General features: G+C 70.0%; 12 protein-coding genes. 3 read left to right on the top strand and 9 right to left on the bottom strand.

All coding sequences use genetic code 11. The features are described 5' to 3' along the window. Positions 1–466 precede the first annotated feature (466 nt). Complete coding sequence (gene mgtE / locus ACFV2O_RS21535) at positions 467–1,831, top strand: magnesium transporter (RefSeq protein ID WP_355078750.1); 1,365 nt, start codon at positions 467–469, stop codon at positions 1,829–1,831. Positions 1,832–1,856: 25 nt separating this feature from the next. Here mgtE and ACFV2O_RS21540 read toward each other — a convergent pair whose 3' ends face one another. From ACFV2O_RS21540 to ACFV2O_RS21580, 9 genes are all read right to left on the bottom strand, one after another. Then, positions 1,857–2,816: a hypothetical protein gene (locus ACFV2O_RS21540; RefSeq protein WP_379253319.1), complete on the bottom strand. Its 960-nt coding sequence runs from the start codon at positions 2,814–2,816 to the stop codon at positions 1,857–1,859. Positions 2,817–2,946: 130 nt separating this feature from the next. Continuing rightward, positions 2,947–3,909, bottom strand: coding sequence for a class 1b ribonucleoside-diphosphate reductase subunit beta (gene nrdF / locus ACFV2O_RS21545; protein WP_355078753.1), 963 nt, complete (start codon positions 3,907–3,909; stop codon positions 2,947–2,949). Between the two features lie 268 nt (positions 3,910–4,177). Then, positions 4,178–4,996, bottom strand: coding sequence for an ABC transporter permease (locus ACFV2O_RS21550; RefSeq protein ID WP_379253320.1), 819 nt, complete (start codon positions 4,994–4,996; stop codon positions 4,178–4,180). Next, positions 4,996–5,817 (bottom strand): antibiotic transporter, encoded by an 822-nt coding sequence (locus ACFV2O_RS21555; RefSeq protein ID WP_379253321.1) that lies wholly within the window; start codon positions 5,815–5,817, stop codon positions 4,996–4,998. The genes ACFV2O_RS21550 and ACFV2O_RS21555 overlap by 1 nt, the downstream gene beginning before the upstream one ends. After that, positions 5,814–6,800 (bottom strand): ATP-binding cassette domain-containing protein, encoded by a 987-nt coding sequence (locus ACFV2O_RS21560; protein WP_355078756.1) that lies wholly within the window; start codon positions 6,798–6,800, stop codon positions 5,814–5,816. Before ACFV2O_RS21560 ends, ACFV2O_RS21555 begins: the two co-directional genes overlap by 4 nt. Beyond that, on the bottom strand, positions 6,797–20,098 hold the full coding sequence (locus ACFV2O_RS21565) for an amino acid adenylation domain-containing protein (RefSeq protein WP_379253322.1): 13,302 nt from the start codon (positions 20,096–20,098) through the stop codon (positions 6,797–6,799). The genes ACFV2O_RS21560 and ACFV2O_RS21565 overlap by 4 nt, the downstream gene beginning before the upstream one ends. Positions 20,099–20,296: 198 nt before the next feature. Beyond that, a complete protein-coding gene (locus tag ACFV2O_RS21570) occupies positions 20,297–20,758 on the bottom strand; it encodes an AMP-binding protein (protein WP_355078758.1) in 462 nt (153 codons plus the stop codon). 136 nt (positions 20,759–20,894) lie between these two features. Then, on the bottom strand, positions 20,895–21,989 hold the full coding sequence (locus tag ACFV2O_RS21575) for an ABC transporter substrate-binding protein (RefSeq protein ID WP_379253323.1): 1,095 nt from the start codon (positions 21,987–21,989) through the stop codon (positions 20,895–20,897). A 231-nt stretch (positions 21,990–22,220) separates the two neighbouring features. After that, positions 22,221–23,027, bottom strand: a complete 807-nt coding sequence (locus ACFV2O_RS21580) for a VOC family protein (protein ID WP_379253324.1) — start codon at positions 23,025–23,027, stop codon at positions 22,221–22,223. A 240-nt stretch (positions 23,028–23,267) separates the two neighbouring features. Between ACFV2O_RS21580 and ctaD the strand changes: the two genes are divergently transcribed. Beyond that, positions 23,268–25,010, top strand: a complete 1,743-nt coding sequence (ctaD, locus tag ACFV2O_RS21585) for a cytochrome c oxidase subunit I (protein ID WP_355078763.1) — start codon at positions 23,268–23,270, stop codon at positions 25,008–25,010. 182 nt (positions 25,011–25,192) lie between these two features. Beyond that, positions 25,193–26,410: a phosphoserine phosphatase SerB gene (serB, locus tag ACFV2O_RS21590; protein ID WP_379253325.1), complete on the top strand. Its 1,218-nt coding sequence runs from the start codon at positions 25,193–25,195 to the stop codon at positions 26,408–26,410. Positions 26,411–26,602: the final 192 nt, after the last annotated feature.

Below are 26,602 nucleotides of genomic sequence, written 5' to 3' on the forward strand. Positions count from 1 at the left end.
TATAACCCTGTTTTACGGCGGCCGATGGACTACGAAGGGGTCAGGCTGACGCGTGCGGTAACGCATCGGCCGATACCGTGCGGCCCGGCTTCCGTAGGGCATCGCCCGGTTCCGGTCGTCCCGGCGGTCGTCGCTTGCGCTGCGGACGAGTCGCGTCGCGGTCTCTCGGTGTGGAGCGGCTTCGGTCACAACACCCTGTCGTAAGGTGATCATCGTCTCCGAAGCGATGTAAGCTGCACGAGGACATTTTCGTGTCCGTGAGATGTTGATCCGAACGGTGCGGATATCCGAGTTCCGCGGCGGCGACGAGAGGGAGGTGGGGTAGCGATGCGCAGCGAACCTCCCAGTCGAAGGCCGCGCGGCGCCGCCCCTTCGCATTCCTAGTCAGGTCGCGACGGCAGGGGCCGGCGCCCGCGGTGTGAATTTCGAGCTCTCCGTTCACTCACGCATGTGCTGAGGTCCTCTCATGTCGCAGACCGACATCATCGAAGTACGTCCGACGCTGTCCGAATCCCTCCAGGACATCGTCGAAACCCGCCGCGTGGACGCCGCGCTGGACTGGCTCGGCAACCACCCGCCGCACGTCATCGCCGATCAACTCGCCCGGATGGACGCCGTGCGGGCCGGGATGGCGTTCCGCCTGCTCGACAAAGACCTGGCGCTGGCCGTCTTCGAGGAACTCGAGCCGGTGGACCAGCAGCAGATCCTGCAGGGGCTGCGCGATCAGAGCTTCCGCGACCTGGTCGAGGGCATGGCGCCCGACGACCGCGCCCGAATGCTGCGCGAGGCGCCCGCCAAGGTCGCCAAGAAGGCGCTGGCCGGGCTGAGCCCGCGCGAGCGGCGGATGACCGCGAGCCTGCTCGGCTACCCGGAGGGGTCCGCGGGGCAGTACATGACGCCGGAGGTGGTGGCGCTGCCGCGTGACCTCACGGTGGCCGAAGCGCTCGGCATGGTGCGGGCCAAGGGCGGCAACGCCGAGACGGTGTACACGCTGCCCGTCGTCGACGCGGGCAGGCGGCTGACCGGCATCGTCGAGCTGCGCGAACTGGTGCTCAGCAAGCCGGAGACGATGGTGTCGGAGCTGGTCGTCACCGAACCCGCCTTCGCGCGCGCCACCGACGCCGCGGAGAAGGCCGCCCGCTTGATGCGCGAGACCAACGACATCAACCTGCCGGTCGTGGACAGCGAGGACCGGCTGGTCGGCCTGCTGACCATCGATGACGCGGTCGAGGTGATCGAGGCTGCCGACAGCGAGGACGTCGCGTTGCAGGCGGGGTCCGCGCCGTGGGAAGGCCACTACATGGCCGCCGGGGTGTTCCAGCTGGCCCGCTACCGCGCGCTGTGGCTGCTGCTGTTGCTGTTCGCGGCGACCCTCACGGTGAGCGTGACCGACTTCTTCGAGGGCACCTTGCAGCAGGCGGCGCATCTGGCGCTGTTCATCCCGCTGCTGATCGGCGCGGGCGGCAACGCGGGCGCGCAGGCCGCCACCGCCTGCGTGCGTGCGGTGGCGGTCGGCGAGGTCCGGGTGTCGGACCTGTTCCGGGTGATCTGGCGGGAATGCCGGGTAGGTCTGGTGCTGGGCTCACTGCTGGCGTCCGTCGGCCTGGCGATCGGGGCCTTGTTCGTCGGTCCGCGCATCGCTCTGGTCGTCGGGATCACGCTGGTCCTGATCTGCGGCTGGGCCGCCACCATCGGCGGCACCATGCCCCTGCTGGCCAAGAAGCTGCGCATCGACCCCGCGGTCGTCTCCGCCCCGATGGTCACCACCCTGGTCGACGCCACCGGTCTGATCATCTACTTCACGACGGCCAAACTGGTCCTCGGTATCTGAGGGCGCGGTGTGCTCGACGATCGCCCTACGGAAAGAGCGTGAGTACTTGGCGCACAACATCTTCGAGGGCCGCGTCAGCCTTGCCGGTGAGCGAGATGGCGGGTAGGCGCGGCCCGAGCGAAGCGCGGTTCTCCGATGCGAGCGGCGGTCCGACCGCGACGTTGTAGAACCGCAGTTCGTCGGCGGCATCTCGGTAGACGGTGCGGTCGCCGACGGTGAAAGCCGGACTGCCCGCGGTGACCAGCGACTCCGCGCTGTATTCGTAAGCGAGACGAATCTCGTCGCCGTGATACGAGAACGTACAGCTGGAGACCCGCTCTCGCGCGGGGTCCGCCGTGACGCCGAGCCGCGGCAGCACCGCGCAGGGGTCGGCGCCGGTCAGCACGGTGGTGATCGTCTCCGCCGCGCTGCCCTGTCGTGGCTCCCGCTTCCATTCGGATACCGCCGTGGCGATCAGTGACTTGGCGATCGGGCACGGCTCGACCCCCAAGGGCGTGTCCACCGCCAGGCCGATCGCGGCGAAGGAGGGGAAGCGTGCGGTGGCCGAACAGGAGCGCTGGACGAGTTGCCCGGCCTGTTCGGCGCTCAGTGTGTCCTTGTCCGCCAGCAAGGTGATGGTCACGTCGCCGAGTCGCTCGGTGGTACCTCGATCGTTCTTCACTTCCGGCGCCGGTCCCGCCATGGTCCAGTGGACGGATTTTCCCTTGTAGCGTTCCGAACTGTCGAGTTCGGCCCGGCACGAGTTCAGCCCGTCGGTGCCGACGGTGCGCAATTGCCCGACTTCGGCCAGTTCGGCTCGTGGCAGCAACGCGCAGGTGTCCATCGCGCGCATGCGGCGCAGCACTTCCAGACGCTGGTCGTCGGTCTGCGGCACGGTGGACCAGAAGGATCCGTCACCGGTCTGCGGAGTCGCCGCCGGACTGTCGTCCTGACACGCGGCAGCGGTCAACAGCACCGCCGCGATCAGAGCCAGTCGTCGGTACATCGAGAAACCCCCTCTTCGGATCGAAATACAGCTGTGGCGCAGAGTCCTCGCCGCCGGGTCGGCGATCGGAGACAAGGCGAGGGCCCGGCATCGCTGCCGGGCCCCGTTGTCCCACACCATAACTGATGGTTCAGAACTCCCAGTCTTCGTCCTCGGTGTTGACGGCCTTGCCGATGACGTAGCTCGAGCCCGAGCCGGAGAAGAAGTCGTGGTTCTCGTCGGCGTTGGGGGAAAGCGCCGAGAGGATGGCCGGGTTCACCTCGGTTTCGTCCTTGGGGAACAGGCCCTCGTAGCCGAGGTTCATCAGCGCCTTGTTGGCGTTGTAGCGCAGGAACTTCTTCACGTCCTCGGTGAGGCCGACCTCGTCGTAGAGGTCCTGGGTGTAGTCGACCTCGTTGTCGTAGAGCTCGAACAGCAGCTCGAAGGTGTAGTTCTTGAGCTCGTCGCGCTCGGCTTGGGTGACCTGCTCCAGGCCCTTCTGGTACTTGTAGCCGATGTAGTAACCGTGGACCGCTTCGTCCCGGATGATCAGCCGGATCATGTCGGCGGTGTTGGTGAGCTTGGCCCGCGACGACCAGTGCATGGGCAGGTAGAAGCCGGAGTAGAACAGGAAGCTCTCCAGCAGCGTGGAGGCGACCTTGCGCTTGAGCGGATCGTCGCCCCGGTAGTACTCCAGCACGATCTCGGCCTTGCGCTGGAGGTTGCGGTTCTCCTCCGACCAGCGGAACGCCTCGTCGATCTCGCGCGTGGAGCACAGCGTGGAGAAGATTGAGCTGTAGCTCTTGGCGTGTACCGACTCCATGAACGCGATGTTGGTGAGCACCGCCTCTTCGTGCGGGGTGAGCGCGTCCGGGATCAGGCTCACCGCGCCGACCGTGCCCTGGATGGTGTCCAGCAGGGTCAGGCCGGTGAAGACCCGCATGGTCAGTTGCTTCTCGTCGGCGGTCAGGGTGTTCCACGACGGAATGTCGTTGGAGACCGGGACCTTCTCCGGCAGCCAGAAGTTGCCGGTCAGCCGGTCCCAGACCTCGGCGTCCTTTTCGTCGGGAACCCGATTCCAGTTGATGGCCGACACCCGATCGATCAGTTTCATCCTGCCTCCACGCCTTTCCCGAGCACCTGTCGTCACGGAATGTCTACCCTCGGGACACTACTCCTTGTGGCCGACATGTCCGCTCAGCACAACACCTTGTGTCGCCGCGGCAGGCGTCTACGTCGGGAAGAATGCTGTGACGCGCCGCGCGCGGCCCCCTATTGTGCGGCAAGCGGTGAGCCGCCGTGGCTCGGCCCCTGGCCCGTGGCGGTCGGGCGCGGGGGCCGCCGGTCACCGCGGCGGGCGACCGCCGGGTTCGCTGCGCGGCTCAGCGCCTGCTGGCCCTGCGGTAGCCGATGCTCGCGGGCACCGCGAACACGACGATCGCGCCGAGCGACCACACGGCGGTGAGGGTGAGCGGGCGCGCGAGCGGCCCGCCGTAGGCGAGCGCGCGCATGGCGTCGACGCCCACCGACATGGGTTGGTTGTGCACCACCGGCTGGATCCATTTCGGGAAGGCGACCAGCGGCACGAAGCCGGTGCTGAAGAACATCATCAGTGAGGTGAGGATCGTGATGCTCTCCACCAGAGTCGATTTCGCGGTGAACACGGCGACCGAGGTGACGATGGTGGCGAAGGCCACGCCGAAGAACGTCGGGAGGAACAGGAAGACGATCGTCGCCGCGACACCTTCGTGGAAGCGGAATCCGAGCACGAAGCCCACCAGCACGACGGAGACGGTGCACGCGAAAATGCGGCAGCCCTCGGCGAGCACCCGCGAGGCGAGTCCGGAGGCACGGTGCACGGGCAGCACCCAGAAGCGGGCGAGCAGGCCCGCGTCGCGTTCGCGGCCGAGCAGGACACCTCCCGCGACCGCGCCGGAGAGCGCGCCGACCAGAGCGACCAAGGGCACCGAGCCGTACAGCGCGCTCTCGCCGGTGAACTTCCGGATCTGCCCGCCGATGACGGTGTTCAGCATGATCAGCAGTAGGCACGGGATGATCAGCGTCTCCAACAGCGTGACCGGGTTGCGCGCCCAGCGCAGCAGCAGTCGATGGGTCTGGATCAGCGTGTGCCGCACCAGTGCCGACCCCGATATCTCCGAGCCGGTGAGCAACTCGTCCGAGTGTTCGGTCAACAGCGCCATCACGCCCTCCTCGAGCTCAGCCGCATCGACAGCAGGATGGAGCTGGCCAGATAGCCCAGCGCCCAGACCAACGGCGGACCCATCAGCGACCAGGTCACCTCACCCGCGTTCGGCCCCTTGTCCCCGGCCAACGCCCGCAAGGCGATGGCCCACTGCGACACCGGCTGATTGCGCACGAACGGCTGCACCCATTCCGGGAACTGATCGGCAGGCGCGATCCCGGTGGACAGCATGCCCAGGATCAGCGGCGGCAACACCAGCGCCTGCGCCGTCGCCTCCGGGTTGTGCGACAAGGTGCCGATCACATCCCCGCCCCAGATCAGCGCGATCCCGACGAGCACCGAGAACAACACGAAGCCGACTGTGTGGGCGGGGCTGAGGTAGAAGCGGAACCCGATGACGTATCCACAGATCAACCCGCTGATCAAGGCGATGATCAGGCGGAAGACGCTGCCGGCGAGGCGCGCGGTGACCGGGACCAGCGGGCCGATCGGCATCGAGCCGAAACGCCGGTTCAGCCCGGCCACGGAGTCGGTGGCGGCGCGGAAGGCCGCCGAGACTGCGGTGAACGCGGCGGCCTGCAGGATGACCAGCGGCATCATGTACTGCGCGTAGCTGCTGAACCCCGTGCCGATGACGGTCATGATGGTCTTCAGCGGGATGAAGAAGCTGGCGGTGAACGTCACGGGCGCGAGCACCGAGGTGAGCACCTCGCCGGTTCGCATCGACGGTGCGATCAACCGGGTGGTCAGCACCCACCACTGCTGCGGCCGCAGCGGCGTGGCACGGGTCTGGCTGAGCCAGGTCGCCGCCGCCGTCACGACGCGGCCTCCCGCCGTGCGATCTCTTCCGTCGTCGCCAGATGCCCGGTCAGCTGGAGGAATACGTCGTCGAGCGAGGGGCGACGCAGTGCGACGTCCACGAGATCGAAACCCGCGCTGTCCAGCCTGCGCAGCGCCTCCAGCAGTGTCTTCGCACCGTCCGGGGCCGGTATGGCGATCCGATCGGAATCGGGACCGAGCGCGTCCCGATTCTCCTGCGGCAACAGGTGGCCCAGCGCGGCGGCGATAGCGGGCAGGTCCCGCAGATTCAGCGGCACCACCTCGCAGTAGCTGCCGCCGGTGCGCGCCTTCAACTCGTCGGCGGTGCCCTGGGCGATCACCACGCCGTGATCGATGACGATGATCCGGTCGCTGAGCGCGTCGGCCTCCTCCAGGTACTGGGTGGTGAGCAGGGTGGTGATGCCCGCCTTCTTGAAGCCGGCGACCAGATCCCACACCCCTTGCCTGCTGCGCGGATCCAGGCCGGTGGTCGGCTCGTCCAGGAACACCACGTCGGGCCGCACGACCAGACCGCAGGCGATGTCGATGCGCCTGCGCATGCCGCCGGAGTAGGTGCCGACCCGGCGGCCCGCCGCGCGTTCGAGGTCGAACTCGGCGAGCAGTTCGTCCGCGCGGGCGCGGGCGGTCCGCTTGCGCAGGCCCATCAGCCTGCCGAACATCACCAGGTTCTCGTAGCCGCTGAGCATGTCGTCCAGCGCGGCGTACTGGCCGGTCAGCATGATGCTGCGGCGGACAGCCGCGGGATCGGCCAGCACGTCGTACCCGGCGACCGTCGCCCGGCCGCGATCCGGCCGGACCAGCGTGGACAGCACGTTCACCATGGTGGTCTTGCCCGCGCCGTTCGGTCCCAGAATGCCGAGCACCTCGCCCGGCTCGGCCGCGAAGTCGACTCCGCGCAATGCCTTGACCGCGCCGAAGGATTTCTCGATCCCTTCGACTACGACTCCTTGGTCGGAATTCATCCTCGGCCTCCCAGATGTGCATCGAGCACGCGCGCGACGACCGGCAGCACGTGCGGCGCGGTCAGTTCGTCGTGGGTCGCCTCGATGTCGTGGTTGATGATCTCGCCGGTCACGTACGGCCCCCAGCCGTCCGGACCGAAGATGTCGGAGGTGTCGACGATCGCGCTGAAGTACACGATGTCGCCGTCGAACACCGGACGGCGGTAACCGGTTCTGGTCCGCGCGGCGGCGTTGTAGGACGCGGCCATGCGCTCGAGCGTCGCGGCGTCGATCAGCGACACGCCGAGCCGTTCGCGGATCAGATCGGCCGCCTGCTGCGCGGTCGCGTCCGCGGGGACGTCGTGGATGCCGAACACCGCGCCGAAGGTGTTCACGAACGAGCCCGCGGTGAGCCGTTCGATACTGTCGCCGTCGATGTCGGCGGTGTCGGCGTCCAGCAGCGCGACCACGCCCACCTCGGCGCCTTCGGCCTTCAGCTTCGCCGCCGCCGCGTGGGCGATGAGGCCGCCGAACGACCAGCCGAGCAGGTGGTACGGCCCCTCGGGTTGCAGGGCACGGATCTCCCGCACGTACCGCTCGGCGAACTCGTCGATCGAGCGCGCGGGCGGTTCGTGGCCGCCGAGGTCGGGCGCTTGCAGCCCGTAGATCGGGCGGCCGGGTGCGAGCGCGTCGGCGAATCCCAGGTACGTCCAGGACATCCCGGACGACGGGTGGATGCAGAACAGCGCGGGTTGCTCGCCCCCGAGCCGGATCGGCAGCACCACGTCCAACCCGAGGCCGCCCGCCGCGGGCACGGCCGGAGACGCCGTGGCCGCCGCTTCTTCCTCGGCGGCGGTCCGCGCCGCCGGGGTATGGGCGAACCGGGCCGCGGCGCTCAGGGCGTCGATCCACAGATCGGCCAGTTCGGCGACCTCGTCCTGGTCGAGCAGCGTGGACGGGAAGCCGAAGCTCGCCCGCAACCGGTCGCCGATCACGACCGCGTTCACGTCGATCGCCGATTGCAGCGGCACGCCGGGGTCTTCGGCGACGTGCACGTCGCCCAGTTCGTCGGTCGGCAGCCAGCCCAGGCCCTCGAGTCCGGCCGGGATGTCTCCGGTGGAGTACCGGCCCAGGTAGTTGAAGCCGACCCGGCCCGGCAGCCGCCGCGGCAACTGCCGCGCGGTCTCGGCGTTGAGATAGCGCAGCAGGCCGAAGCCGATGCCTTTGTCGGGCACCGCGAGCAATTGGTGCTTCACGGCGCGGATCGCGGCGCCCAACGCGGGTCCACCGGCCAGCGCGTCGTCGATGTCGATCTGTGCCAGATCGAGGCGCACCGGGTAGATGCTGGTGAACCAGCCGACGGTGCGGGACAGATCGGCGCCGGGCACCACTTCTTCCTGACGGCCGTGACCTTCCAGGCGCAGCAGCGCCGACGGGTCACCGGCGCGCCAGCGCACCAAGGCCAGCGCCAAGGTGGCCAGCAGCGTGTCGTTGACGCTGCCCTGGAACAAGCCGGGCAGGGTGGTGAGCAGCGCGGTGGTGACCTCGGCGGACACCTCTCGCTCGACCATGCGCAGCGTGCCGGTCCGGTCGACGGCGGGATCGAGTTCCCGGCCCCCGATCAGCGGGTCGGGTCCGGCGAGCACGTCGTGCCAGTACGCCAATTCGGCGACCCGCTGTTCGGAGTGCGCCTCCTCGGTCAGCGCGTGGGCCCACCGGCGCATCGAGGTTCCGGTCTCCGCCAGCACCGGGGTGGCGCCCGCCGACACCTGGGCCCACGCGGCCACCAGGTCCGGGATCAGGATGCGCCAGGACACCCCGTCGATCACCAAGTGGTGCGCCAGCACGATCAACCGGCCCGATCGGGTGCGCGAGCCCGCGTCGCCGACCGGGTCGAGCCAGATGAATTGCAGCACCGTGCCGTTGGCCGGGTCGAGCCGGTCGGCGGCGGCGTCCAACTCCGTCATGGCGAACTCGTGCAGTTCGATCGGGTCGACGGCGGTGAACTCGACGCGGTGCACCAGCGCGTCCACGTCGACCGATCCGGGGGAGCCGACCAGTATGCGCGGCCCGTCCGCGCCGTCGGTCACCAGCCGGGCGCGCAGCATGTCGTGCCGGTCCACCGCGGCGGCGAGCACGGTGACGATCTGCGACCGCTCGATGCCGACCGGTAGCTCCAGGACCGCCGTCTGGGCGAAGCGGTCGTGGTTTCCGCCGCGCTCCAGCATGTAGTGCGCGATCGGCGTGAGCGGCAGTTCGCCGACGCCGCCGCCGGGCAGCTCGTCCAACGTCACCGCGGCGCCCGCCGCGTCGACGGCCGCGGCCAGCGCCGCCACCGTGCGGTGCTCGAACACCTGCAGCGGGGTGCAGGTGATGCCCTGCTGCTTGGCGCGCGACACCAGCTGGATCGCCAGGATGCTGTCGCCGCCCAGCGCGAAGAACGAGTCGTCGGCGCCCACCAGCGCCACCCCCAGCAACTCGCCGAAGATCGCGGCCAGCTGCTGTTCGGTCGGCGTTTCGGGCGCGCGGTACTCGGTGCGGTCGGCGCGGAACTCCGGCGCGGGCAGCGCCTTGCGGTCCAGCTTGCCGACCGCGTTGAGCGGGATCTCGTCCAGCACGACGAACGCCGAGGGCACCATATAGCCGGGCAGGATGTCGGCGGCGAAGGCGCGCACCTTCGCCACGTCGAGCTCGGAGCCGGGCGTGCGGACCAGGTAGGCGGCCAGCGCGGTGGCCCCGGTGGGGCCGGGTACGCCGAGCGTCACCGCGAAGTCCACGCCGTCGGCGCGGCCGAGCACCGCGTCGATCTCGCCCAGCTCGATCCGCTGTCCGCGCACTTTGACCTGGAAGTCGGTGCGGCCCAGGTACTCCAGTTCGGGTCCGGAGTCGCCGCGGATCCAGCGCACCAGATCGCCGGTGCGATACATCCGTTCACCCGCCGTGCCGAAGGGACCGGCGACGAAGCGGGCAGCGGTCAGACTCGGCCGCGCGTGGTACCCGCGCGCCAGCGACGGCCCGGCGAGATACAGCTCGCCCGCCACGCCGAACGGGACCGGGCGCAACCGGTCGTCGAGGACCAGCACCTGCGCGCCCTGCACCGGCGCGCCGATGGTTACCGGGGCGCCCACCGCCAGCGGCGCCGAACCTGTTGCCCAGATAGTCGATTCGGTGGGTCCGTACAGGTTGACCATGGTGCGTCCGGTGGCCCAGCGCTCGACCAGTTCCGCGCCGACCGCCTCGCCTGCCACCGCGAGCACCCGGACGCTGGTCACCTCGGCGGGGTCGAGGGTCGCCAGCGCGGATGGCGTGATCACCATGTGGCTGACCTGTTCGGTGTCGATCAGCTCCGCCAGCGCGCCGCCGCCGAACACCTCCGGCGGTGCCACGACCGACGCGCCGCCGGAACCGAACGCCATGATCGCCTCGAACACCGACGCGTCGAAACTCGGTGACGCCACCTGCAGCACCCGGGAGCGCTCGTCCAGGCCGAGCGAAACTCGTTGCGCTGAAACAAGATCCGCGATGCCACGATGGGATACCGAGACGCCCTTCGGTGTGCCGGTGGAGCCGGAGGTGTAGATCATCCACGCCGCGTTGTCCGGCCGGATGGGGCCCGGCAGCTCACGCTCGCCCAGCGGCCGGCTGCTCGCGGCGCTCCACCGCTCGACGAGCGCGAGGTCGTCGAGCACCAGCCAGTTCGTGCTGTCGGGCAGCATGGGCCGGAACACGGCGAGGGTCAGCCCGAGCGTCGCGCCGGAGTCGGTGAGCATGTGATCGATGCGCTCGACCGGGTGCTTCGGATCGACCGGAAGGAACGCCGCCCCCGCTTTCGCCGCGGCCCACATGCCGATGAGCAGTTCCGGCGAACGCGGCAGCCCCAGCGCGACCACGGTTTCCGGACCGCCGCCCGACTCGAGCAACACTCGGGCCAGGCGATTGGCGTGCGCGTCGATCTCGGCATAGGTGGTGGTCTGCCCGTCGGACACCAAGGCGATGCGGTCCGGGTACCGCCGCACGGTCTCGGCCAGCAGGTCCGGCAGGATCGTGGTCGCCGCCGCGGCGGGGCCACGCACGGGTACCAACGTGGCCCGTTCGGTGTCGTCGAGAATGTCGATATCGGCGATGCGTACCTCGGGCCGCGCCAGCACCGCAGCGAGCACGCGCCGCCACCGGGTGGCGAACGCGGCCACCGTCGCCTCGTCGAACAGATCCGTGGCGTAGGTCAGCACGGCCTCGATGCCCGCCGGACCGCCTGCGGCGAAGCGCTCGCGCAGATCCAAGGTCAGGTCGAACTGGGAGGCGTCGCGCTCGAAGTCCTCCACCTCGAACCGCAGGCCGGGCAGTTCCAGCACGGGTTCGACGAAGTTCTGCAGCGACAGCGAGACCTGGAACAGCGGGTGGTGCGCGGTCGAGCGAGCCGGATCCAGCACCTGGACCAGCCGCTCGAACGGCACGTCCGCGTTGGCGAAGGCGTCCAGGTCAGTGGACCGGACGGTGTCCAGGAACGCGGCGAAGCCCGCGCCCGGATCGACCGGGGTGCGCAGTGCCAGGGTGTTGACGAACATGCCGACGAGCTGGTCCAGCGCTTCCTCGCCGCGTCCGGCGACCGGGGTGCCGATCAGCACGTCGTCGGTGGTGGCGAGGCGCGCGAGCAGCACCGCGAGCGCCGCGTGCACCACCATGAACGGGCTGACGTGGTGCGCGGTGGCGAAATCCACCAGCGCTCGGTGCGTCTCGGCGTCGACGGTGAAGCCGAAGTCGGCGCTGTGCATGGTCTGCACCGCGGGGCGTGGCCGGTCGGAGGGCAGTTCCAGCACGTCGGGCGCGCCGGCCAGGGTCGCGCGCCAGAACTCGATCTGCCGCGCCGCCAACGATTCCGGATTCGCCTCGTCGCCGAGCACCTCGCGGTGCCACAGCGCGAAATCGGCGTACTGCACCGGCAGCGGGACACGGACGGCGTGCCCGCCCGCGGACCGTTCGGAGTAGGCGGCGACCAGGTCGGCGGCCAGTGGCGCCATCGACGCGCCGTCGGCGCTGATGTGGTGCACCACCAGCACGACGACGTGCACCGGCGGCGTGGCGGCGGCGATCTCGCCGGAACTCGCGGTGTAACTCGATGAGACCGGTGCGGTCGCGCTCACGGGCCCGGACGAGATCGGCGCTTCGCCGGTGGAAGGGGCCGACGACACCGGTCCCGCACTCGCGGAGGGCTCGACGTCGCCGTGGATCCGGAACAGGCCGACCCGCAGCGGCGGCTGGGTGGCGAGATCGAAGCCGGTTCCCGCCAATTCGGCGATCCGCTCCCGCAGTTCCGCGCCGTCCTCGGTGTCGGTCACCGGCATCGCTGGCACGGCCACGTCGGCGTCGACCACGACTTGACGCGGCCCTTCCGCGTCGGCGGGGTAGAGCGTGCGCAGGCTCTCGTGCCGGTCCACGACGTCGACGAGCGCCGCGCGCAGCGCATGGACGTCCAGCTCTCCGGTGAGCCGCAGTGCCACCGCGATGTTGTAGGCGGCGGAAGCCGGATCCATCCGATTGAGCACCCACATGCGCTGTTGTGCGGGAGACAGCGGAACCCGGTCCGGCCGGATGCGGGGCGCGAGGCCGAACCCGCCCGGCGCGGCGCCGGTGGCGGGCACCACCCGGGCGGAGAGCTGGGCCACGGTCGGCGCGTCGAACAGATCACGCAGCGCGATCCGCGAGCCGAGCGCCGCGTTCACTCGCGCCACCACCTTGGTCGCGCTCAGCGAGTTGCCGCCGAGTTCGAAGAACGACTGGTCGACGCCGACGCGCTCCCGTTCGAGCACTTCGCCGAACACGGCGGCCACCGCCTCCTCGACGGGTCCGCGGGGCGCGAGGTAGGGCCGGTGGCTGTCGGAGAAGTCCGGCGCCGGAAGGGCTTTGCGATCCAGCTTGCCGACCGGGGTGAGCGGGATAGTCTCCAGTACGACGAGGTAACCGGGCACCATGTAGCCCGGCAGTTCGGCGGCCACCTGCGCGCGCAGCCGCTCGACGTCAAGCCGCGCGCCTTCGACGGGCAGCACGTAGGAGACCAGCACGGTCGTCCCGGCGGGGCCGGTGCGCCCGATGGTCACCGCGTATTCGACCTCGTCGTCGCGGGAGAGCACCGCGTCGATCTCGCCCAGCTCGATGCGCAGGCCGCGGATCTTGACCTGGAAATCGCTGCGGCCCAGGTACTCCAGCTCGGGACCGGCGCCGTTGTCGACCCAGCGCACCATGTCGCCGGTGCGGTACATCCGCTCGCCGGGTTCGCCGAAGGGGTCGGCGACGAACCTGCTCGCGGTCATCTCGAACCGGTTGAAATAGCCGCGCGCGAGCGCGGGACCCGCGAGGTACAGCTCACCGGGCACTCCCATGGGCACGGGACGCAGCCAGGCGTCCAGCACCACGGTGTCCGCGCCGCGGATGGGGCCGCCGATCGTGATCGGCTCGCCGCTGACGAGTTCGCCCGGCCCGGTCGCCCAGATGCTGAACTCGGTGGGGCCGTACAGGTTCACCATCCGCCTGCCCGGCGCCCACCGCTCGATCAGCTCCGGCGTCGCCGCCTCGCCCGCGACCGCGAGGACGCGCAAGTGTTCCAGCCCGGCGGGTTCCATGGTGGCCAGCGCCGACGGCGTGATCACGGCGTGGGTGACGCGCTGGGTGCGCAGCAGCGTCTCCAGTTCCGTCCCGCCGTAGACATCCGGCGGCGACACCACCAGCCTGCCGCCCGCGCCGTGCGCGATGAGCAGTTCGAACACCGAGGCGTCGAAACTCGGCGAGGCCACTTGCAGCGCGCTGGTGGTGTGGTCGAGCGCGAGCGTCTCCCGTTGCGCGGTTACGAGATTCGCGATGCCGCGATGGCTGAGCAGCACGGCCTTGGGCTTGCCGGTGGAGCCGGAGGTGTAGATCAGGTACGCCGTCTGATCGAGGTCGATCGGGCCGCCGCGCTCCTCGTCGGTGATCGGCGCTTCGGACACCGTCATCACCCGGCGGATGGTGTTCAGGTCGTCGAGCAGCAGCCAGTCGATCGTGCCGGGAAGCGTCTCGCCGGTCGCGGTGACCGTCACGCCGATCGGGGCCTTGGAGTCGCTGAGCATATGCTCGATGCGTTCCACCGGGTAGTTCGGGTCCAGCGGAGCGAACGCCGCGCCGGTCTTGGCCAGCGCCCACACGGCGACCACCGACTCCAGCGAACGGGTGAGCGCCAGCACGACGAACACCTCCCGCCCGACGCCGCGGCGCAGCAGTACCCGGGCGAAGCGGTTGGACCAGGCGTCGAGTTCGGCGTAGGACATGGTGAGCTCGCCCGCGGTGATCGCGATCGCGTCCGGATCGATGCGCGCGCCCGCGGTGAGCAGCTCGGGCAGCGTGGCGGGCGGCACGGACTCCGGGCCGCGTACCGGCGCCAGCGCGGCGCGCTCGGCGTCGTCGCAGTATTGCAACTGGGAGACCAGCGCGTGCGGGTTGTCCCCGAGTTGGGTCAGCAGCCGGACGAAGCGATCCAGCAGCGGCCGGGCCTCCTCCGCCGGAAGCTGGTCGGCCATGTACTTCAGCGTGATCCGCAGCGTGTCCCGGCCGTCGTCGCCGCGCAGCGGGATGACCATGAGGTTCAGCGGGTACGGCGTCGCGTCGGTGCCCTCCACGTCGAGCACCCGCATGCCCGCGATGTCCAGCGCCTGCGACAGCGCTTCGCGGTCGATGGGATAGGACTCGAATACGGTGAGCGTGTCGAACAATTCGGCGAGGCCGACCGCCTGGTGGATGGCGGCCAATCCGACGTGCTGATGGTCCATCAGCCGCGCCTGCTCGGCCTGCACGCGCGCGAGCAGGTCGGCGACCTTTTCCGCCGGATTCAGCCGCACCCGCACCGGCAGCGTGTTGATGAACAGGCCGACCATCTCCTCGACCCCGGCCAGCTCCGGCGGCCGTCCCGAGACCGTGCCGCCGAACACCACGTCGGTGCGTCCGGTGAGCATGGCCAGCAGCATCGCCCACGCGGCCTGCACCAGGGTGTTCACCGTCGCGCCCGCTTCCCGGCCCGTGGCCTCCAGCCCGGCGACGGTGTCGCGGGCCAGGTCGACGGAGGTCATGCCGGTTTCGGTCGATTCGATCCCGGCGAGGGTGGGCACCGCGCGGGTCGGCGTGTCGACACCGGCCAGCGACTCGGTCCATGCGGCGAGGGATTCCGCGTCGTCCTTGGTCTCCAACCAGGTCAGGAACTCGCGATAGGAATGCGCGGGCGGCAGGGCCGCGGCGTCACCGTCGGTGACGTAGAGGGTGAGCAGTTCGCGTACCAGCAGCGGCGTCGACCAGCCGTCCAGCACCAGGTGGTGGTTGGTCAGCACGAAACGGTAGGTGTCCGGGGCGATCCGGATGAGCGTGCAGCGCAGCAGCGGGGGCCGGGTGAGCTCGAACCGGGTGCGGGCGTCCACCGCGATCAACCGGTCGACTTCCCCGGCGCGCTCGGTCTCGCCGGCGATACCGCTGAGATCCGCTTCCCGCCAGTCGATCTCGGCGTCGGCCAGGACGAGCTGGCGCGGGCCGTCCTCGGTCTCGACGAAGGCGACGCGCAGGTTCTCGTGGCGGGTCACCAAAGCCTGTGCGGCGCGGCGCAACCGGGCCGCGTCGACGGTGCCTGCCAAGGTCAGCAGCGACTGCACCGTGTAGCCGTCGGCGGTGTCGGAATCGTAGAGCGCGTGGAAGAGCAGGCCGTACTGCAGTGGCGAGAGCGGCCACACGTCGGCGAGGTTCGGGTAGGCGCGCTCCCAGTCGTCGATCTGCGCCTGTGTGACGGTGACCAGATCGAAGTCCGACGGTGTGCGTCCGCCCGCGCTCGCGGACGCGACATGCCGAGCCAGCGCGCCGAGCGCCTGCTCCCACAGCGCGGCGAGTTCGCCGAGATCCGCCTCCTCGAAAAGCCGTCCGGCGTAGCCCCAGGTCACCTCGAGTCCGGCATCGGTGAGCACGGCGTTGATGTCGACCGCGGCGGCCAGCGGCGCGCGGTCGTCCTGGGTCGCGGCGAACCGGCGCGGCAGCCACGGTTCCGCGTCGCCGCCGGTGGACGCGCGCCCGAGGTAGTTGAAGCTGATCTGCGGGGTGGGCGCGTCCGCGAGCGCCGCCGCCGTGCTCGGAACCAGGTAGCGGAGCATCCCGAATCCGACGCCTTTGTCCGGCAGCGCGCGCAGCTGTTCCTTGGTCGCCTTGATCGCGGCGCCCGCCGCGGCCCCGCCCGCGAACGCGTCCGCCACGTCGATGCCGGTCAGATCGACCGCGACGGGGTAGACGCTGGTGAACCAGCCCACCGTGCGCGCCACGTCGGCGCCCGGCAGGACGGTTTCCGCGCGGCCGTGGCCCTCCAGCGTGAACAGCGTGGAGCTGCGCTCGCGCCACCGTGCCACCGCCAGCGCGAGGGCTGCCAGCAGCACGTCGTCGGCGCCGCAGTGGAAACGATCAGGCGCGGTGGTGAGCACGGACTGCGCGATGTCCGGCGGTACGACGGTCGTCAGGTGCGCCATGGAGCTCACCACATCGACGGCCGGGTCCATCAGCGCCGAGCCGAGCGCGGGGTCGGGTGTCGCCAGGACACGTTGCCACAACGGCAGTTCGCCGGTGCGCGAGGCCGCGTGCTCGCGCTGGCCGTGCGCCCAGCGCCGGAACGAGGTGCCGACCGGAGCGAGCTCGGCGCCCAGCGCGGCGGTGGCGAGGTCCGGCAGCAGGATCCGCCAGGAAACGCCGTCGGTGACGAGGTGGTGCAGCACCAGCCACAGCAGCGGGGCGGCGTCGGCACGCTCGATCCACACGAATCGCGCGACCACGCCGGCCTCCGGGTCGAGCAGGTCGGCGGCGCGCTGCAACGCACGCTCGCAGGTCGCGTCGAGATCAGCGTCCGCGGGCACGATTTCGAGCAGGGCGCCCGCGTTCACCGCACCGGGCTCGGCGACCACCCAGTTCCAGCCGTCGCCGGTGCGGCGCAGCGTCGAACGCAGCAGGTCGTGCCGGTCGAACAGCGCTGCGAGCGCGGCGACGAGATCCGTGCGTTCCATGCCCGACGGCAACTCGATCAGCACCGCTTGGGCGAACCGCCGCCAGGTGTCACCGGTCTCGAGCATCGCGTGCACGATCGGCGTCAGCTCTACGTCGCCGACTCCGCCGCCGGGCAGCTCGTGCACGACTCCGGTCGGCACATCGGTGGCCACCGCGGCTAGCGCGGCGACGGTCTTGCGCTCGAAGACATCCCGTGCGCCGAACCCGAGCCCGGCCGCCTTCGCCCGCGACACCAGCTGGATCGAGACGATGCTGTCGCCGCCGAGCGCGAAGAAACTCTCGTCCACTCCCACCGATTCCAGGCCGAGCACCTCCGCGAACAGCGCGGCGAGCGTCTCCTCGCGCGGTGTGGACGGCGGCCTGCTCGCGGTGGTGCGCGCGCCGAATTCCGGTGCGGGCAGCGCCTTGCGGTCCACCTTGCCGAGCGGCGTGAGCGGAAGACGGTCGAGCACCATGATCACGGCGGGCACCATGTAGGCCGGAAGCGACTCTCCTACCGCGGCTTTCAGCGCCTCGGGGTGGATCTGCGCACCCGGCTCCGGCAGCACGTACGACACGAGCGCGGTGGCGCCCGAACCTGTTTCGACGCCGAGGGTGAGCGCGAAGTCGACGTCGGGCTGCCGCTGCAAGGCGGCATCGATCTCGCCGAGCTCGATGCGGAAGCCGCGCACCTTCACCTGGAAGTCGCTGCGTCCCTGGTACTCCAGTTCGACGCGGCCGTCGTTGTGCACCCAGCGCACGAGATCGCCGGTGCGGTACATCCGCTCGCCCGTGCCGTACGGGTCGGCGACGAAACGGTCGGCGGTCAGCCCGTTGCGCCGGTGGTAACCGCGCGCGACGCCGGGACCGGCGAGGTAGAGCTCCCCGACGGTGCCCGGCGGCAGCGGACGCAGCCACGGATCCAGGACCACCGCCGACACGTCGCGGGCCAGACTGCCGATGGTGACCGGACCGTCCGGCGTCAGCGGGGCGCTGAGGGTGACGGTGATGGTGGTCTCGGTGGGCCCGTAGCCGTTCAACAGGGTCCGGCCCGCCCATTTGGTCACCAGTTCGGGCGGGCAGGCGTCGCCGCCCACGATCACGGTACGCAGCTCGGGCAGGCTCGCCGGGTCCAGCGAACCCACGACGGCCGGGGTCACGTTGAGGTGGGTGACGCGGTGGGCGCGCAGTACCTGGGCCAGCTCCTCGCCCGCGTACGCCGACGGCGGCACCACGGCCAGCGTCGCGCCCGTGGCCAGGGTGACCAGGATCTCCTCGACCGAGATGTCGAAACTCGGCGACACGGCGTGGGCGACGACGGACTCGGCGTCGATGCCGAATCCGGCGCCGGAACTCGCCACCAGGTTGGCCAGCCCTCGGTGCGGGACGAGCACGCCTTTCGGGAGCCCGGTGGAACCGGAGGTGTAGATGATGTACGCGGCCTGGTCCGGGTGCGTCGCCGCGGTGCGGTCGGCGTCGGTCAGCGGCGCGGCATCCTGCTCGGCCATCGCCCGTTCGGTGCCCTCGTCGTCGAGCGACAGCCAGGACACCCGGCGCGGCAACGACTTTCGCGCGGCCGCCGTCGTGATGCCCGCGACGACGCCGCTGTCGCCGACCATGTGCTCGATCCGGTCGGCGGGGTAGGTCGGGTCGATCGGCACGAACGCCGCGCCGGTCTTGGCCACCGCGATCGTCGCCAGCACCGACCCGATGGACCGCGGGATGGAGATCGCCACGGTGCGCTCGGGCCCGGCGCCCGCGGCGATCAGCACCCGGGCCAGCCGGTTGGTGTACTCGTCGACCTGACGGTAGGTCAGCGCGGTCTCGCCCTCCATCAGCGCGGTCGCCAGCGGATCGCGGGCCGCGCCTTCGGCGAGGAGGGCGGGCAGCGTCCGCGCCGCGACGCCAGCGGGTCCCCGGGCGGGTGCGAAGCCGGTGCGCTCGTCGTCCGACAGCACCGGCACGCTCGCCAGCGGCGCGTCCGGCCCGGCGGCCAGGAAACGGTGCAGGAACGAAAGGAAGCGGCGATGCTGCCCGGTCAGCTCGGCCTCGGTGTAGAGGTTGCCGTTGGCCTGGAAGTCGATGTGCGTGCTCTCGCCGCCGACGCCCGGATACAGGTTGACGAACAGGTCGTCGATCAACCCGGAGGTCAGCACGTGCAGCCGCCCGGTCACCGGGCCGAGTTGGATTCTGGTGTCGACCATCATCAGGTTCACCGACGGGCCGAACGACCCGGCCTCGTCCATCGGCCAGCCCAGATCGCGGAAGATGTCCTCCTGCCGGTAGCGCTGGCGCCGCAGCGCCCCGGTCAGCTCGCCCTGGGCCGCCCGGATCACGTCGCCGACGGTCGTGGCGGGCGTCAGCCGCAGCCGCAGCGGGACCACGTTGGCGATCATGCCGCCGGAACGCCGCAGCGTCGCGGTGGTGCGCGCGGACACCGGCAGGCTCAGCACGACTTCCGGCGCGCCGGTCATCGCGGACAGATACGCGCCGAAGGCGGCGACCACGGTCGGCGCGACACCGGAGGACACCTGCTCGGCGACGGCGTCCAGCAGGGTGCCGGTGTCGGCGGGCAGCGCGCCGGTGACCCGCCGCGGATGCCCGTCCACGCCCGCGGTGCGGCCGGCCAGGCTCACCGGATCGGCCATGCCGTCCAGATGCGCCTGCCAGTGCTCCCGGTCCGCGCCGAACCGCTCGGAACTGCGGTAGGCCAGATCGGCCTCGACGATCTTGCGCAGGTCCTCGGCCTTCGCGGGCGACGCTTCGCGGCCCTCGACGGCGGCGTTGTACAGCTCTCCGGTGCGCTGCACCATCGTCAGCGCGCCCATGCCGTCGAGCACGATGTGGTGGATGCGCGAATACCAGAACCAGCGGTCCGCGCCGACGCGCAGCATGGCGATGCGCACCAGCCGGTCGCGGGTCAGCTCCAGCGGGGCCTCGTACTCCGCGCGCATCCACGCGTGCGCGGCCGCCTCGGGATCGGGTTCGGAACGGAAGTCCAGCGTTTCCAGACTGTCGTCGAGCGTGGGGTCGACGAATTGGAACGGATGTCCCTCCACCTCGACCAGGCGCAGGTAGCCGGTGCCGAACTCGCGCCCGGCCTGCCGCGCCGACCGCGCGAGCAGGTCGAGGTCGATCGGACCGTTCAGTTCGACGTACTGGGCGATCGAGATCGGAGTATCGCCGGCGACGTGCTGGGCGAACCAGATGCCGCGCTGTGCCGCCGATAGGGCGAAAGCCCCATCGGGAAGAACTGTGTCGGAATCTTTCGCCGAAAGGGAAGGCTGTTGCATGACGTGTCCTACGTTCTGACCGCGATCCGGCCGATCGGCAGTGACCGCCCGTAGCCACCGCGGTAGCGGTAGTACCTGCCGCCGCACAGCACGCGGCAACTCAATTCTGAACCGGCGCGGTCGACGCTGCGGGGGTATTGGGCACACTGCGCGACCCGAACATCGCTGTTCGGGTCGCGGGGGAGGGGTTGTGTCCGGTCAGGCGGCTTTCGGGAGAAGATCCAGGTCGGCCGCGCCCAGCGGGGCGGCGGAGCTGGTCAGGTAGCGCTGCAGAGTGGAGCGCTCGTCCAGCACCAGCCAGGTGATCGCTTCCGCGGACTCGGGCTGCTGGTCCTTGGTGGTGACGCCCACCGAGGTGCCGAGCGCGTAGGAGCCGTCGTCGGTCACCGGGACGGCGATGGCGCCGATCTTGGTGGCGGCCCGCTCGGCCACGACGGACTCGATCGCCTGGTCGATCGCGACCGCGATCCGGGTGCCGGGTCCGGCGCCGAGGCGCAGCAGCAGCCGGGCCAGGCGATTGGACCAGCGGTCCAGCTCGGCGTAGGTCAGGTCGCAACCGGCGGTGGATGCCACGACCGCGTGCGGATCGACCTCGGCGACGGGCTGTGCCACCGGCAGGGAGTACAGGTTGTCGGCGAGCGAATCGGTCAGCGTGTGCATGTCGTGTCCTAGGGGTCGATTGAGAGGTTCTCGGCGTACCTCTGAATCTCGTCCTCGAGCGGACTTTTCGACAGCAACCCCAGCGCTGGTCCGCGCACTCCAAGGGTGCGGGAAACCTCACCCAAGGGGTGGGCGGTCAGTCGGTCACGTAACCGTTGAGCGTGTTGCGCAGGTCGGTGAGCAGGGCGCGGGCGGCGGTGAGGCCGTCGCCGTGCCAGACGCTGTCCTCCACGGCGAACACCCGGCGATCGGTGGCGGCGCCGAGTTCCTTCCACTCGTCGGTGCGCAGCACCGCTTCACCGTGTTTCTTGCCCTCCTGGCCCGCGAGGATCACGTAGATCAGGTCGCCCTCCGCCTTGGTGGCGAACTCGCTCTCGCGCACGTCGAACGAGACGCCGCGCTGCGCGGCAGGACGCTGCACGCCCGCGTCGGCGAGCACCTGGCCGGAGAAGCTGTCACCGCCCTGTACCCGCTGGGCGTCGGCGGTGAACCGGAGGATCGATGCCTGGGTCTGGCCCGCCGCCAGCGTGGTGCCGGTGTCGCGCGCCTCGGTGCGGTAGTTCTGCAGTGCGGTGTCCGCCGCGTCGCGCCGTCCCATGCCCGCCGCGAACGCGGCGAACTCGGCTTGCCAGCTGTTGTTCGAACCGACAAGCACGGTCGGTGCGATGGCTTGCAACGCGCTGAAACTCGCTGTGCCCGTGGGATTCTCGCCCAGAATCAGATCGGGATGCAGGGCTGCGATCCGGGCCGGGTCCGGCTGCGCGGCGGTGCCGACGCCGGGGATCTTCAGCACGCCGGTGCCCAGATAGGCCGGTTGCGGGCTCGGGCCGTCGAGGGTCACCGTCCCCACGACCCGCTCCCACAGGCCGACCGCGCAGACGGCGTCCAGCGCGGAAGTGCTGAGCACGACGATGCGCTGCGGGTCGGCGGGGACCTCGGACACGCCCGCCGCATGGGTGACGCTGCGGGTGTCCCCGCCCGCCGGGTCGGGCGCGCTCGGCAGCGCGCAGGCCTTGGTGGTGTCGCGCTCCAGCCCCACCACGCCCGCGCCCGCGATGTTGGTGGTGGTGCGCACGATGGAGGCGGAGTCGTCGGTGGCGCCGCCGCAGCCCGCGAGCACGAGCGCGGCACACCCGGCCACGACCGCCAGGAACCGGTGACCGGCCGCGCCGTTCCGATGACGAATCGCGCGAATTCGGGTGCGTACCTGCATCACGTCGCTCACCGGCATGCGAGTGAGGGTACATGTCGGCGCCGTCCGGCCCCCGGGTGAGGTCGCGGTGGTTGGCGTCCGTGCGCCGCGCTTCGCGGGCAGGAATCCGCCACCCGATTCGAAGAATCCGATGGAGGGAAGTCGGTCGGGGTCGCGAGGTTCGAACAAGGTCGTGCGCGAACCCGACGTGAAGGTTCAGCAGACGCGCAACGCCCCGGTCGGTGCCGGTCTGCGTGCGGGCCGCCGGGATCAGGCTCTATTGCCCCCGATGCTGAAGCGGGCGCCGGTGGCGTCGGTGACCGCGGCCATCCGGCCGTAGGGCGTGTCCTGGGGCGGCGAGAGCACCGTCCCGCCCAGTTCGGTGAGCCGCTCGACGGTCTTGTCCACGTCGTCCGCGCCGAAGTAGACGATCCAGCCCGCGGGTGCGCCCTCGGGCAGGAAGGCGGACGCGTCCATGACGCCGCCGAGCATCGGGCTCTCGGCGTGGATGGTGGAGTAGCGGAACTCCGGGGCGTCGGAGACGGTGAAGACGTCCGACCAGCCGAAGACCTCCCGGTAGAAGGTCAACGAGGCGTCGTAGGCGCGGGTGTGCAGCTCGAACCAGGACGGCGCGCCCGCGTGCTCACGCCACTGCCCGCCGGAGACCAGACCCATGGTCTCGAAGCCGGGGAACGTCCCGGCCTGCCAGATGCCGACGCCCGCACCTCCGACGTCGCCGAGCACGGCCATCGTGCCCAGCTCGCCCACCGCCATCGGCGGCACGACCAGCGACGCCCCCGCCGCCGTCGCCGCGTCGGCGGTGGCCTGTGCGCCGGAACTGGCCAGATACACCGTCCACTGTTCCGGGCTGTCGGTGTCGCCGGGCATCCTGGCCATCGCGCCCGCTACCGCGCGCCCGTCCTTGCGGAAGGTGACGTACCCGCCGAACTCCTCGCCCGCGCTCTCGGCGGTCCAGTCGAACAGTTCGCGGTAGAACGCGATACTCCGATCGAGGTCGGAGCTGTACAAATCGACCCAACAGGGATCGCCGATCTTCGTGCGGTTGGTTCCGGTCATCGCTGCTCTCCTGGCCTGAGGTGAACTCGTGTCACCTCTACAGACGCCCGCCACCCACAGAACTCATCGGTCCCGGAAAACAACACAGCTACGACAGAGAGTAGGACCCGTTCGGTCGGGCCCATCTTCACGGGTTTACGATTCGGAGAGCGCAAGCGAACTGTCGTCTGTTCCGACATCGGGATGGATGCGATCAGCGGAGCCTGCGGAGCGACCTAAAGGCACCTTTCAGGAGGATCAGTGACTGCCGTAGAGCCCCAGCCAGTCCCTCAGTTGGAAGCGACTCGGCCTTATCCGGCTCGGACCGGGCCGAAGGGCTCGTTCATCTACAAGATGGTCACCACCACGGACCCGAAGGTCCTGGGTGTCATGTACCTGACCACGTCGATGGGCTTCTTCCTCATCGGTGGCCTGATGGCCCTGCTGATGCGCGGTGAGCTGGCCCGGCCGGGCCTGCAGTTCCTCTCGACCGAGCAGTTCAACCAGCTGTTCACCATGCACGGCACGATCATGCTGCTGTTCTACGCGACCGCGATCGTGTTCGGCTTCGCGAACATCATCCTCCCGCTGCAGATCGGCGCCCCCGACGTCGCCTTCCCGCGCCTGAACGCCTTCAGCTACTGGCTGTACGCGTTCGGCGCCAGCATGGCGACCGCGGGCTTCATCACCCCGGGCGGCGCCGCGGACTTCGGCTGGACGGCGTACGTGCCGCTCACCGACATCCTGCACTCGCCTGGCGTCGGCACCGACCTGTGGATCCTGGGCCTGGCGGTGTCCGGTCTGGGCACCATCCTCGGTGGCGTGAACATGCTGACCACGGTGGTCTGCCTGCGTGCTCCCGGTATGACCATGTTCCGGATGCCGATTTTCACCTGGAACATCGCCGTGACCAGCGTCCTGGTGCTGCTGGCCTTCCCGCTGCTGACCGCCGCGCTGTTCGGCCTGGCCTACGACCGTCACCTGGGCGGCCACATCTACGACCCCGCGACCGGCGGCATCCTGCTCTACCAGCACCTGTTCTGGTTCTTCGGCCACCCCGAGGTGTACATCATCGCGCTGCCGTTCTTCGGCATCGTCTCGGAGATCTTCCCGGTCTTCTCGCGTAAGCCGATCTTCGGTTACACCACGCTGGTCTACGCCACCCTGGGCATCGCCGCGCTGTCGATCGCGGTGTGGGCGCACCACATGTACGCCACCGGCGCCGTGCTGCTGCCGTACTTCTCGTTCATGACCTTCCTCATCGCGGTCCCGACCGGTGTGAAGTTCTTCAACTGGATCGGCACCATGTGGCGCGGTCAGCTGACCTTCGAATCGCCGATGCTGTTCTCCATCGGCTTCATCGTCACCTTCCTCTTCGGTGGTCTGTCCGGCGTCATCCTGGCCAGCCCGCCGCTGGACTTCCACGTCACCGACTCGTACTTCGTCGTGGCGCACTTCCACTACGTGCTCTTCGGCACCATCGTGTTCGCCACCTACGCGGGCATCTACTTCTGGTTCCCGAAGATGACCGGCCGGATGCTGGACGAGCGCCTGGGCAAGTGGCACTTCTGGACGACGTTCATCGGCTTCCACACCACCTTCCTGGTCCAGCACTGGCTGGGCGCCGAGGGCATGCCGCGCCGCTACGCCGACTACCTGCCCAGCGACGGCTTCACCACGCTGAACACGATCTCCACGATCGGCGCCTTCGTGCTCGGCGCGTCGATGCTGCCGTTCCTGTGGAACGTCTTCAAGAGCTACCGCTACGGCGAGGTGGTCACCGTGGACGACCCGTGGGGCTACGGCAACTCGCTGGAGTGGGCCACCACCTGCCCGCCGCCGCGGCACAACTTCTACGAGCTGCCGCGCATCCGCTCGGAGCGTCCCGCGTTCGAGCTGCACTACCCGCACATGGTCGAGCGCATGCGCGCCGAGGCGCACGTCGGCTGGGGCGCGGGCAAGCACGCCACCGACCTGCACGAGCCGAACGTCCTCGCACAGTAGGGCGCTTCCCCGGCGGGGCCGGACGGGTGACGTCCGGCCGCGCCGTAGGATTCATCGCGACGAGTGTGCACCCGCTGGTCACCAGCGGGTGCACACTCGTTTGTGGAGATCAGTACGCACCGTGCGTTGCGACAACGACGTCCAGCACAGCGACGGCGAACATCGAACATGGAGCGCATCAGTTGGCCGACACCACCGTCCTCGTCACCGTCACCGGGCCGGACCGCCCCGGTGTGACGTCCGTGCTGCTCGCGGCCATGTCCCGGCACCGAGTGAGCCTGCTGGACGTGGAGCAGGTCGTGATCCGGGGCAGGCTGACCCTCGGTGTCCTGGTGACCTGCCCGACCGACGCCGAGGCGTTGCAGGACGAGCTCGAAGAGGCCATGAACACCGTCGGCATGAACGTCGACGTGGAGGTGGACGCGGCGATCGGCAGGCAGCCGATGTCCACCCACGCGGTGGTCATTCTCGGCAGCCCGGTCACCGCGCGCGCGTTCAGCGCGGTGTCGCGGCAACTGGCCGCGCTGGGAGCCAACATCGACACCATCCGCGGTATCGCCGACTACCCGGTGACCGGCATGGAGTTGATGGTCACCGCGCCCGATTCCGGCCCGGACACCGATTTCCGGCTGCGCACGGCGCTGGCCGAGGTCGCGGTGGCCGAGCAGGTGGACGTCGCCGTGGAGCGGGCCGGGCTGGCGCGCCGGGGCAAGCGGCTGATCGTGTTCGACGTCGACTCCACCTTGATCCAGGGCGAGGTCATCGAGATGCTCGCCGCGCACGCGGGCGTGGAGGACGAGGTCCGCAAGGTGACCGAGGCCGCCATGCGCGGCGAGATCGATTTCGCCGAATCGCTGCGGCAGCGGGTAGCGACGCTGGCCGGGCTGGACGAGTCGGTGATCGAGGAGGTCGCCGACCGGATCGAGCTGACCCCCGGCGCCCGCACCACCATCCGCACGCTGCGCCGGATCGGTTTCCGCTGCGGCGTGGTGTCGGGCGGTTTCCGGCAGGTGATCGAACCGCTGGCACACGAGCTGGAACTGGACTTCGTGCAGGCGAACACCCTAGAAGTCGTGGACGGCAAGCTGACCGGCCGCGTCGTCGGCGAGATCGTCGACCGCGCGGCCAAGGCGACCGCCCTGCGCAAGTTCGCCGCCGACGCCGGGGTGCCGATGGAACAGACCGTCGCGGTGGGTGACGGCGCCAACGACATCGACATGCTCAACGCCGCCGGCCTCGGCGTCGCCTTCAACGCCAAACCGGCGCTGCGCGAGGTCGCCGACGCCGCGCTCTCCCATCCGTATCTGGACGCGGTCCTGTTCATCCTCGGGGTCACCCGGCACGAGGTGGAGGCCGCCGACGCCAGGGACGGCCTGCTGCGCCGCGTCCCGCTGGGCTGAACATCCGGCCCGGTTCCGCCTCGATAAACGCGGGACCAGTCCGTCGGTAGCTCCGCGTATGGCCGCAGCGAAGGCGGAGGTACGCATGGATGGGCGCTGTCGGGCGCAGTCTGTCGATAGCTCTGCGCATGGCCGGAGCGAAGGCGGAGGTACGCATGGATGGGCGCTGTCGGGCGCAGTCTGTCGATAGCT

The sequence above is a fragment of the Nocardia sp. NPDC059691 genome (assembly GCF_042733915.1).
Taxonomy (GTDB): Bacteria; Actinomycetota; Actinomycetes; order Mycobacteriales; family Mycobacteriaceae; genus Nocardia; species Nocardia sichangensis.